9 protein-coding genes are annotated in these 12,077 nt (G+C 36.8%); 2 read left to right on the top strand and 7 right to left on the bottom strand.

The window, feature by feature from the left end:
- Positions 1-6: 6 nt before the first annotated feature.
- Positions 7-861, bottom strand: coding sequence for a methyltransferase domain-containing protein (locus IPJ80_06040; GenBank protein ID MBK7913041.1), 855 nt, complete (start codon positions 859-861; stop codon positions 7-9).
- A 65-nt stretch (positions 862-926) separates the two neighbouring features.
- Positions 927-1,811 (bottom strand): YitT family protein, encoded by an 885-nt coding sequence (locus IPJ80_06035; GenBank protein ID MBK7913040.1) that lies wholly within the window; start codon positions 1,809-1,811, stop codon positions 927-929.
- 109 nt (positions 1,812-1,920) lie between these two features.
- Between IPJ80_06035 and IPJ80_06030 the strand changes: the two genes are divergently transcribed.
- Positions 1,921-2,745, top strand: a complete 825-nt coding sequence (locus IPJ80_06030; GenBank protein ID MBK7913039.1) for a formate/nitrite transporter family protein — start codon at positions 1,921-1,923, stop codon at positions 2,743-2,745.
- Positions 2,746-2,971: 226 nt separating this feature from the next.
- Here the strand turns inward: IPJ80_06030 and IPJ80_06025 are convergent, their stop codons facing one another.
- Together IPJ80_06025 and IPJ80_06020 are read right to left on the bottom strand one after the other, a co-directional pair.
- Positions 2,972-3,181 (bottom strand): alkylphosphonate utilization protein, encoded by a 210-nt coding sequence (locus tag IPJ80_06025; GenBank protein ID MBK7913038.1) that lies wholly within the window; start codon positions 3,179-3,181, stop codon positions 2,972-2,974.
- Positions 3,182-3,270: 89 nt separating this feature from the next.
- A complete protein-coding gene (locus tag IPJ80_06020; GenBank protein ID MBK7913037.1) occupies positions 3,271-5,994 on the bottom strand; it encodes an AAA family ATPase in 2,724 nt (907 codons plus the stop codon).
- A gap of 413 nt (positions 5,995-6,407) precedes the next feature.
- Here IPJ80_06020 and IPJ80_06015 point away from each other — a divergent pair, with 413 nt between their 5' ends.
- Positions 6,408-6,677 carry a zinc ribbon domain-containing protein gene (locus IPJ80_06015; protein ID MBK7913036.1) on the top strand — a complete coding sequence of 90 codons (270 nt, stop codon included), beginning with the start codon at positions 6,408-6,410 and terminating at the stop codon, positions 6,675-6,677.
- 248 nt (positions 6,678-6,925) lie between these two features.
- Here IPJ80_06015 and IPJ80_06010 read toward each other — a convergent pair whose 3' ends face one another.
- The 3 genes from IPJ80_06010 to IPJ80_06000 all read right to left on the bottom strand — a co-directional run bounded on the left by IPJ80_06010 (position 6,926) and on the right by IPJ80_06000 (position 12,049).
- Positions 6,926-10,270 (bottom strand): isoleucine--tRNA ligase, encoded by a 3,345-nt coding sequence (locus IPJ80_06010; protein ID MBK7913035.1) that lies wholly within the window; start codon positions 10,268-10,270, stop codon positions 6,926-6,928.
- Positions 10,271-10,403: 133 nt separating this feature from the next.
- Positions 10,404-11,462 (bottom strand): type IX secretion system protein PorQ, encoded by a 1,059-nt coding sequence (gene porQ, locus IPJ80_06005; GenBank protein MBK7913034.1) that lies wholly within the window; start codon positions 11,460-11,462, stop codon positions 10,404-10,406.
- Positions 11,432-12,049 carry a toxin-antitoxin system YwqK family antitoxin gene (locus IPJ80_06000; GenBank protein MBK7913033.1) on the bottom strand — a complete coding sequence of 206 codons (618 nt, stop codon included), beginning with the start codon at positions 12,047-12,049 and terminating at the stop codon, positions 11,432-11,434. The genes porQ and IPJ80_06000 overlap by 31 nt, the downstream gene beginning before the upstream one ends.
- Between the last annotated feature and the right edge of the window lie 28 nt (positions 12,050-12,077).

Raw genomic sequence — 12,077 nt, 5'->3', positions numbered from 1 at the left:
TTGCATTTAATTTTTAACAAATTTCATCACACGATAATCCCACAATTTATTTTGTAAGCTTTTATATTGATAATATGTTGACCACACGTTTCTACCCTGAGTTTTTTTCCGAAGACCGAACATTCTCAAAAATCCATGACAAATGAGTCCAGGAAAAAAACAATAATAGAGCCTACGGGCAGTTTTTTGGATTGCCTGACTGATATTGTTATTTTCAACAAGTTTCAGGCCAATATTTTCAGCATCCTGAATAAAATTTTCAAAATTGGAAAAAGAGGGAACGGCCCAGGATTCAGCCCATTTGGCCATGAGGTTTTTTTCATCCGGGTCCATATCTGATTTTGACTCAAAAAAGTCAGCAACCACCAAATACCCGCCTGGTTTTAAAAGACGATGCGCTTCACGGAAAAAGGATTTTTTGTCAAAGGCATGGCAGATGCTTTCTATGCCATAGACCCCATCGAAGCTGGCCGACTCAAAAGACGTTTTACAAAAATCCTGAACAGAGAAATCAACCGAACCAATCAAATTTTTAGATCCTGATTTAGTTTTAGCGGTATTAATTTGTTTTTCACTTAAAGAAATTCCATGGACGGTGCATTTACAGAGTGAACTTGCATACATGGCCGTTCCGCCAATGCCACAACCGGCATCGAGGTATTTATTTCCAGGTTTCAGATTCAGAATGCCCAACACGTAATCATTCATATTGCGAAGCGCGTCCCGGAGCAAGCGGGTATCTTCTTTCCAAAAGCCATAGTGTAAGGCAGATTGCTCTCCTAAATGCCAAAGCAGTTTGTAGTCACTTTCGCATTCATCGTAATACTTGATTATATCCTGATTGGTAATCGTAAGCGGCATAGGTATTGTAAAAGTAATAAAATATTACAGGAATTGAGATCCGTTAGCAGCGGGATATTGATTAATTACCTTTTTAACTTTTGTTTAATCACACCTCCTTTGACTTCCTTAATCGAGGAGATATATAAAAACGCGTTCGGATCAATTTCCAGTATGGCTGTTTTGATGCGGTGAATTTCAAGTCTTGTTAAGATGGTGACGATGATTTCACAGTCGTATTTGATATCAAAACTTCCCGGCAAGTAACCGCGCTCTCCTTTATAAACTGAAATAGCTTTGTCAAAATCATTTACAATGCAGGATTTAATTTCTGCGTCTTTTGCTGAAATTATGGTCATGGCTGTATATTCTTCAAAACCATCCACTACATAGTCTGAAGTTTTCATAGCAGTGAAATACGTTAAAATGGAATACATGCCCACTTCAATTCCAAATGTAAATGCTGCAGCAAGAATAATAGCAGAATTTATAAACATGACAATTTCACTGGTTGAAAGTCCTAATTTTTTATTGGTGTAATCTGCAATAATCTCCATTCCATCAATGACCCCGCCAGCTTTTATAACAAATCCAATTCCTAATCCTATAAAGAAACCACCAAACAAGGCGATCAATACCTTATCATGGGTTATCGGTTGGATTTCAATGAAGTTTATACAAAATACCATGAGTAAGATGGCCATGGAAGTTTGAATGGCAAAGGTTTTACCTATTTTTCTGTAACCGATATATATAAATGGAATATTTAATACAATCAGGAAAAAGCTAATGTCCCAATGAAACCATTCGTGTAAAAGTATGGACAATCCTGTAACGCCACCATCCAGAAAGCGGTTTGGGATCATAAATCCTTTGAATGCTATTGCAGCGAGGAATACACCCAATGCCATAAACAACAAGGAATGCAAGGAGAAAATGCGTTTCCAATCTATGTTTTCAGCATGAGCCATAATCTGAATTGTTTTAAATTAATATTCGTGTAAATTTAGCTTTGATTTTCTTTATCATCCAAATGAATGCAGGTTTGATGTGTACAAAATGATGAATAAATAAGTAGCTATGAAAGAAATTTATGGTTTTGATGCATTTTCACCAAAGGAAATTGCCGAGCGAGTTGAAAATTTGGGAGTTGTTAAAGCAAGACTTCCTTTTGTTTCGATGATGATGTTGGGCATTATGGCCGGTGCCTTTATTGGTTTGGGAGCCATGTTTTACGTACTCATTTTATCGGATTCCGCACTAAGTTTTGGAATTGCCCGACTGCTTTCCGGCCTTGTTTTTTCATTGGGTTTGATTTTGGTAATTGTCGCCGGTGCGGAGTTGTTTACTGGAAACAATTTGCTGGTCATGGCATGGGCAGATGGAAAATTGAGTATGAAAGAGTTGCTACGGAATTGGGCCATTGTTTGTTTATCAAATTTTCTTGGGGCCTGTGGATTGGCTTGTTTGGTTTATTTGTCAAAGCATCCGCAGATGAATGATGGGGCGATTGGTCAGTTATATGTAAAAATTGCAATTACAAAATGCAGCATTTCATTTCAGCAGGCATTTTTTAGTGGGATGCTTTGCAATGTATTGGTTTGTTTGGCTGTTTGGATGGCTATGGCCGGCAGAAGTATCATCGATAAAATTTTTGTAATTGTTTTTCCGGTTACAACATTTGTTGCTTGTGGATATGAACACAGCATTGCCAATATGTATTTGATCCCAATGGGCATGTTACTTAAAGAATCCTTTCCTGATTTATCAAATACGGATGTAATATCCTGGTATGGTTTTGCAAAAAATTTAATTCCGGTAATTTTAGGAAATCTAACTGGTGGAAGTGTGATTGTTGCTTTGATTTACTACCTAATCTATAGAAGAAATGCCACCAATGCATGAATGGAAATGCGAAGAGTTGCCACGAATGCACGAATTAAAGACGAATGGGAATTGAAATCGTTTGCCGAATGCACGAATTAAAGTCGAATGGGAATCGTATTATTAAATTTATTCGTCTTCCATTCGTGCATTCGTGGCTATCCTCCTTTCTTCAATTCGTCCTTCATTCGTGCATTCGTAGCTATCCTTCTTTCTTCAATTCGTCTTCCATTCGTGGAGGTAAAATTTACTTTTTCTTCAGGTAACAAGTTTTTAAAACCAGTACACTGCCTTCTACTTTGCCTTCTATGGCATCCGGATCATCTGTCAGACGGATGTTTTTTACAACCGTACCCCGTTTGAGATCTTTTGAAAATCCTTTTACTTTTAAATTTTGAATTAGTAAAACGGCATCGCCGTTTTGAAGAATATTTCCGTTGCTATCTTTTGTTTCCATCGCGTAAAATTATTAATTTCTATCTGAATCTGAAATTTAATTTAGCGAGGAACGAATTCTTATTATAAGTTTTAAAATTTAGAAGCAGTTTAATTTTCAGAAGATTTATTTTTTAAATTTTTAGTTGAATCTTCCACTTCTTTAGCAGCTTTTGTCAATTCATTAATTCTTTTCTGACGATCGGATGGAATTTCAATGACTGAACCGGAAGATTTTCCGTTGAACGTGAATCCTTTATTGTCTGTATCTAAATGAATGATACCGTCTTGTATTAAATCTCCGGAGAGCAATAATTTTGCCAACTCATTGATAACTTCTTTTTGGATCACCCGTTTCAGAGGTCTTGCACCGAATTGCGGTTCGTAACCTAAATCAGCCAATAAACTTAGTGCTTTATCGCTTGCTTCAAATGTAATACCCTGATTTAAGAGATTTTTAGTTAAACCTTTTAATTGAATTCCTGCAATAGTTTTTATTTCTACTTTGTTGAGTGGCAAAAACATAATTTTATCATCAATTCTGTTTAAGAATTCAGGTCTTAGGTTTTCTTTTAGTTTTTCAAACACTTCTATCTTGGTCGTTTCAATAATTTCTGATCGATGTTTATCTCCTAAGGATTCGAGGTCTTCAAAATTTTCCAAAATCAAATCAGAACCCATGTTACTGGTCATAATGATGATGGTATTTTTAAAGTTTGCAACCCGCCCTTTGTTGTCTGTTAGTCGACCGTCATCCAATACTTGTAATAAAATATTAAAGGTATCCGGATGCGCTTTTTCAATTTCATCAAGCAAAATAATGGAATAGGGTTTAACGCGAACTGCTTCTGTCAATTGACCACCTTCATCATACCCAACATATCCCGGTGGCGCGCCGACCAAGCGGGAAACGGCATGAGCTTCCATAAATTCACTCATATCGATGCGGGTCATTGCTTTTTCATCATCAAACATTACTTCCGCCAATGCTTTTGCCAATTCAGTTTTACCTACCCCGGTAGGTCCAAGAAAAATAAATGAGCCAATTGGACGATTTGGATCTTGTAATCCCGCACGTGAGCGGCGTACCGCATCCGCCACAGCGGTCACGGCTTCTTTTTGTCCAATGACCCGTTTTGCCAATTCATCTTCCAGATGCAAAAGTTTTTCTTTTTCACTCTGCATCATTTTTGTAAGCGGTATACCAGTCCATTTACTCACAACCACTGCAATATCATTTGCAGTAACGGTATCGGAGGTAAACCGGCTGCCTTCAGGTAAGGCATTTAATTTTTCTTCAGCTTCTTTTAATTGTTGTTCGTGCTCCTTGAGATCGCCGTATTTTAATTTTGCAACTAAACCAAAATCACTATCACGCTCGGCTTTATCAGCCTGAACATTTAACTCATCCATTTTCTTTTTAATGGATTGGATATGATCTACAATTTCTTTTTCAGTTTTCCAGGCAGCTTTTAAAGATTCAAGATGTTCTTTTGCATTCGCCAATTGAGCTTCGATCAATTTTACTTTTTTATCATCTTTTTCCCGTTTAACAGCTTCGCGTTCGATTTCAAGTTGGCGTACCTTGCGTTCCTTTTCATCAATTTCATCCGGTACACTGTCTAATTCCAAACGCAAACGGGCAGCGGCTTCATCGATTAGGTCAATGGCTTTATCTGGTAATTGGCGATCAGAAATGTAACGATGGGATAATTCTGCTGCCGCGATTAAAGCTTCATCCTGGATGGCAATTTTATGAAACACCTCGTACTTATCCTGTACTCCCCGAAGAATTGAAATGGTATCTTCAACGGAGGGTTCATCTATGAGTACTGTTTGAAAACGTCTGACAAGTGCTTTGTCATTTTCAAAATATTTTTGGTATTCGTCCAGGGTTGTTGCACCAATAGTATGTAAATCACCACGGGCCAATGCAGGTTTTAAAATGTTTGCAGCATCAATGGCACCTTGTCCACCGCCTGCTCCAATGAGGGTATGAATTTCATCTATAAACAAGATGATGTTTCCATTGGATTCGTTGACTTCTTTTACAACAGCTTTGAGCCGTTCTTCAAATTCACCTTTGTATTTAGCACCTGCGATCAATGCAGACAAATCCAGAGAGAATATTTTTTTAGTCCGTAAATTTTCCGGTACATCATTTTTAACGATACGCCAGGCGATGCCTTCTACGATGGCAGTTTTCCCAACTCCGGCTTCCCCAATTAGAATGGGATTGTTTTTCTTACGTCTTGAAAGGATGTGAAGGATTCTTCGAATCTCTTCATCCCGACCTACAATCGGATCGAGTTTTCCGCTTTCGGCAGCTGCATTGAAGTTAATGGCATATTTATTCAGCGCATTAAAAGATTCATCGCCGCCACTGTCTTTGATATTTTTTCCTTTTCTTAATTCTACGACTGCAGCTTTGAGTGCATCGTATGAGATTTGATTATTTTTTAAAATTTTAGATGCAGGATCGCTGGATTTGGAAATCGCCAATAACATGGAGTCCAATGAAATGTATTCATCTCCAAATTCCTTACTGATGTTTTTTGCATTTAATAAAATCGCATTGGCTTCACTGGATAAATATTGTTTATCTGCATTTTGAACTCTGGGCAGTTTTCGAATTTCAGTATCCAGTTCAAATTTGATTTTTTGAAGATTTGCACCCAATTTGCCAATCATAAATTCCACCAATTTTTCATCGGTTTCGATAATGGCTTTAGCAAGGTGCGAACTGTCTACAACCTGTTGGTCTAAACCAGCAGCAATTTGTTGTGCTTTGAGAATGGCATCTTGTGCTTTTATTGTAAAATTTTCGTAAGTCATAATTAATTTAATTACAGCTTATACATCAAATCCTTTTCCAAAGCTGAATAAATGCCAAATTAACCGAAATTCTGCCGAAACGACTTATAAATTTTATAATTTCTGACAAAAAGTCTAAAATTGTAAGAACTACAATGCCAGGTAAGTTTTGATTAATTATGGAACTAATTATAAAGTCAGGATGCTGGTGTAGGAGATGGTATGCAAATAGAATTTGCGAGCTGTTTTATACCAGTCTTTATTTAGACTACTCATTCATATTACGGTTTGGTTTTTCCTGTGTAATTAATAAAAAATACCAACCCCAGGACATGTGTTGATTACCAGCATAAAAGCAAGCAGAAATCATAAGTATGCTGAATAAAATTTCTTATATTTGACATACAATTTTAAACAATGTAAAGTTTATTATAATGGATCAAGTATATAAAAATTGTCAGAGCTGTGGTATGCCATTAAAAAAATCACCCAATGGAGGTGGTACCAATGCAGATCAATCCATAAGCACTATGTACTGTGCATATTGTTATGAAAATGGAGCATTTAAACAAGCTGATTGGACAGCAACGCAGATGCAGGAATTTTCAACTAGCAAATTAAAGGAAATGGGTTTTCCGGGTTTTCTGGCAAGATTATTTACAAAAGGCATTCCAAATCTTGCCCGATGGAAGAATAAAGCTTAATTCCACATTAAGATTAATAGAACATCCCCAGAGATCCATTGCTATGGTTGCAAAATTGTAGTAGCTGTTGTTGAGAAAAGGTGTATGCTGTTTATATTTTAAATCTTAGAGTTTTACAGATTTCCAATGCCTTCATTCGTTGCTATATTTTAAGAATTACACAAATTCAATTTGAGTTTATTGAGTAAAATTCTTTAATATTTTAAATAAGTTTACAATTCACAATTCAATTAACGATAGTTTAAAACTTATGCTATCTGAATGCGATACCCTATCTTTTCTTCTTCAAGCCATTCAAACTGTTCATCAAATTGCTCATTTGAAATTTCAATAGATGATGCCAACACTTCCATGCTGATTAATTCTTTAAATAGTTGTAGAGATTTTAAAATATCCTTATGATCCTGAAGCTTTATTACAATTTTGTCCGTCACATTAAAGTCTTTATCCTTGCGAATATTTTGTATCCGGTTGATTAGTTCGCGTGCGTGTCCTTCTGTCAGGAGTTCTTCACTGATACTGATGTCCAATGCAACCGTTAATTCACCATCATGACTTACCAACCATCCTGGAATATCTTCGGATAAAATTTCAACATCTTCTTTTATAATGGAATAGTTTTGTGTATCAATTTCCAACGAAACACTCAAATCTTTTTCCAAGAGGCTAATTTGATCTTCATTAAAGTTTTGAATGAGTTCTGCCGCTTCTTTCATGTGTTTACCCAGTTTTTTACCGAGCGTTCTAAAATTTGGTTTTGTTTTTTTCTTTACCAGTCCGGCATCTCCGGAAATGTAATTGATTTCTTTTACGTTAACTTCAGATTTAATAATGTCTTCAACCAGTTGTACATCTGATTGGATAGATTCTTGCAGAATTGGAATTAAAATTTGCTTCAAAGGTTGTCGCACACGAATTTTTTGTGCTTTTCGCAAGGACAGCACTTGCGAACAAATGCGTTGTGCTAAATCCATACGGCGTTCCAGATCCATGTCTTTTAAAGCAGGATCCGCATCCGGTAGATCTGTTAAATGAACAGATTCTTTGGCTTTGTCAGATGCAGAAAGTCCTGCAATTAAATTCTTATAAAGCCAGTCAGAGAAAAATGGAGCTAGCGATGCAATTAAAATCGAGCTATTGTATAAACATTCATACAGCGTTTCAAAAGCAGCTTGTTTATCACTGGAGGATTCTGATTTCCAATAACGACGTCGTGATAAACGTACAAACCAATTGGATAAATCATCAGAAACAAAACTTTCAATTACCCGCGCAGCTTGGGTGGGCTCGAAATCATCCATATACATTCTGTATTGGCTAATGACCGATTGCAAACGAGAAACAATCCATTGATCCAACTCAGAACGCAATGACAAGGGCAATGCCTTGGAAGCATCGTATTGAAACTGATCGATGTTGGCATAGATGGCAAAAAAGGAATAGGTATTGTATAAGGTACCGAAAAACTTATTTCGCACTTCAGTGATTCCATCTAAATCAAATTTTAAATTTTCCCATGGATCTGCATTGCTGATCAGATACCATCGGGTTGCATCTGCACCGTATTGATTTAAGGTTAAAAAGGGATCTACTACATTTCCTTTTCGCTTGGACATTTTTTCACCATTCTTGTCCAATACCAGTCCATTGGAAACAACCGCTTTATAAGCCACACTATCAAATACCATGGTTGATATGGCGTGCAAGGTGTAAAACCAACCACGCGTTTGGTCAACGCCTTCGGCAATAAAATCAGCAGGAAACAAACCGTCTAAAGATTTATTAGAAAAAGGATAATGGATTTGAGCATAGGGCATAGAACCCGAATCAAACCAAACATCAATTAAATCCAATTCACGCGTTAGTTTTTCTTTTCCATCCGGACTCGATAAAATGATTTCATCGATATATGGTCGATGGATGTCTTTTGGTAACATTTGATTTAGTCCAAATGCTTTATTTGCCAGTTCAATTTCTGCTTGTAATTCTTGTAAGGATCCGATGCATTTTTCAATCGTATTATCTGCATTTCTCCAAATGGGTAATGGGATTCCCCAATACCTTGAACGGGAAAGATTCCAATCCTGAAGATTTTCTAACCAATTCCCAAAGCGTCCGGTGCCTGTCGCAGCAGGTTTCCATTGAATGGTATTATTTAAAGCGATCAGCCGATCTTTTACAGCGGTAACTCTGATAAACCAACTGTCTAATGGGTAATACAAAATGGGTTTGTCCGTACGCCAACAATGCGGATAGTTGTGTAGATATTTTTGTGAATTAAAAAGTTTGCCTTCCTTTTTTAATTTGATTACCAAGCGTTCGTCAACTGATAAATATTTTTCAAGACCCAGTCTGATTTTTTCTTTGGCTTTTTCTTCAGGGCTGAGATAATCTTCTTTTACATATTCACCGGCAAAGTCATATACTTCATTTGTAAAACGACCTTGTTTATCTACAAGTGTCAGTGTACCGATGCCGTATTTTTTTGCTACGCGCATATCATCGGCACCAAAAGAGGGTGCGATGTGTACAATTCCGGTTCCATCTGCAGTAGAAACAAAATCACCGATTAGAATTTTATGTGCATCGCCTTCATCAGGGACTGCATAATCAAATAAAGCTTCATATCGAATGCCTTCTAATTGTTTTCCCTTAATTTCAGAAATGAGAATTTTAAAATGAATTTTTTTATCCTCATTCGCTGGAAGTAGTTGATCAAATACTTCATGTTCTGGTTTAAACCATTTATAGACTAGATCCTTTGCAAGTAAAATTCTATTTAATTCGTGTGTATATGGATTATGACATTCGACAATAGTGTAAGTAATTGTTTCTCCTACTGCCAATGCAGTATTACTTGGTAAGGTCCATGGCGTAGTGGTCCAGGCTGCAACTAAAATACCTGGAACATTTAGAACTGCTTGTTGAGCCGCATTATAGGATTCAGGTTTTAATTTAAACAAAGCAACCGCCGATACATCTTTTACTTCACGGTATGCGCCCGGTTGATTTAATTCATGCGAACTAAGACCGGTTCCGGCAGCTGGTGAAAAGGGTTGAATGGTATATCCTTTGTATAAAAATCCCTTCTTATAGATTTCTTTTAAAAGATACCAAACAGATTCAATGTATTCGTTTTCAAAGGTGATGTATGGATGATCCAGATCAACCCAATACCCCATTTTTCGAGTTACATCGTCCCATTCATTTTTAAATCGCATGACGGTTTCCCGGCATTTATGGTTGTAGTCATCAATGGAGATTTTAACTCCGATATCTTCCTTTGTGATTCCCAATTCTTTTTCCACACTGAGTTCGATGGGCAAACCGTGGGTATCCCAGCCCCCTTTTCGATGTACTTTTTTTCCTTTTAAGGTCTGATATCTACAAAAAAGGTCTTTTACAGCACGTGACATCACGTGGTGAATTCCAGGTTTGCCATTGGCAGAGGGTGGCCCTTCATAAAACACGAAAGACTCCTGTCCTTCCCGATTTTCAATACTTTTCTTAAAAATGTCGTTTTCCTGCCAAAACGCCAGGATTTCTCGGTCAATTTCCGGCAAATTCAATCCTTTTACTTCCTTATAGATCATTATGGACAATTAGTCCGCAAAGATAAAAATTAGAAGAAGGGATTTGAGCATTTGAAGTTTAAAGCTGGATCATTATACAGAATGTGCATCTTAAATTAAAGAAAAACGATCCCATTATTGAAGGGAACCAGCGTTAAAGCTCTTTTTTTACAAAGGAATTCAGGTTTGTACTGATTGTAATTTGACTGGTACCACCTGCCAGATGGTAAACGGCATACGAATAGTCAAACTTAAATTTATAGATTTTAATTCCAAAGCCAGCAGAAAGTCCTGAGAAGCTTCTATAATCTGTTACGGAAAGGTCGCTTTTGCGAAGGTGATTGTAACCCAGACGTAAGGAGAAATTTTCCTTTTTGCCGACATTCAATTCAGCACCGATCACAACATGTCTCAACATCGTTCCGAGCGCTTTTTCAAAGGGTTTGTCTTTTGTAACATCTCCAAATAAGTTGGAATTGTCATTGAGATCCGGATCATCATAACGCACATTCCATTTTTCCAGATGTTGAAGGCTGATGTGATAAATTAAGGGTAGATGTTTTAGTTTTTTGGCAAAGCCCAATTGAATTTCAAAGGGAAGGTTTTCAGATTCGTTATTGTATTTACTTAATTGGAAGCCGGCATTTTTAAATAATAAAGTCAGCGAATAATTTTTTTCAGGATTAAAATAATTCACTCCTGAATTAAATGCCATTCCACTGGAAGTATATCCATCTAAATTTGAAAAGATCATTTGCAAATTAAGGCCTACACTCAATCGTTCTTTTATGATTTTAGATGCCCCAATATAAAAATCAGTTTCTTTGGCTTTGAATGAACCCTGAGAATTTCCATACACATCGGTTCGATTTAAATCTCCATGATTAATGTAATGAACACCCAGTTGAAAATTTAAATCCGGTTTAGCTGCATGATAAGAATATGCTGCATGTCCATTTGAAATATCAGCAAAATAAAATTGGTGGGCGAAATAAATTTTCCCACTCATTTCTTTGGTTAACGTAGAAGGATTATAAAAAGCAATACCCGGATCGTTTGCTCTCCATGCGATCGGCATTCCTCCAAGGGCTGCAATTCGTGCTCCGGAGGATAAATTAAGAAACTGAAAAATCTGTCTGCCACCTGTTTGCGAACAAAGTGACTGGATGAATATTAAAAAGACTATTGAACAGCCGTAGTATCTTTTGCCCATTTTGTAAAACATTTGCCAAGTTCGCAATTCATTATTTTTATTAAAGTGCCTGTGGTATCATAAAGCTTTAATTCACCATCTTCAACTGCACCATCGGATTGTTTATAATTGCCTTCTGCTTTTAATTTTCCATTCTCATGGTATTCCACAAACGGGCCATCTTCCACATTATCTGCAAACCTAACAATTTCTTTTAATTGGCCACCGGGATAATATACTTTTACGTCTCCGGCCATGATGTCATTGGTATAGTTTGCTTCAATTTGCAGACTTCCATTCGGGTGATACGCTTTAAAGGGTCCCTCGTATTTGTCATCTACACGAGTTTCTTCACTTTCCAATTTTCCTTCCCGGTATAGTTTTCGGATGCCATTTAATTTACCGTTTGTATAGTTAGCCGATTCAAGCAGCCTGCCTTCTTCATCGTATTTTTCATAAAGGCCTTCTTTTAGTTCCTTCCCTTCAATAATTTTATAACTGTATTTTTCAATCAGCTTGCCAGCTGCATTTTTATTTTCAACTGTTTTCAATTGCTTGCAGGATATCGAAAGCAGTAAGGTGAGCACGAAAATGACAGGGAACTTCATGGGCTTTTAACGAATCATTAGATTAAAA

The sequence above is a fragment of the Saprospiraceae bacterium genome, from assembly GCA_016714025.1.
Classification (GTDB): domain Bacteria; phylum Bacteroidota; class Bacteroidia; order Chitinophagales; family Saprospiraceae; genus Vicinibacter.
The sequence above is the reverse complement of the archived record's forward strand: the minus strand, read 5'-3'. Positions and strand labels throughout refer to the sequence as shown.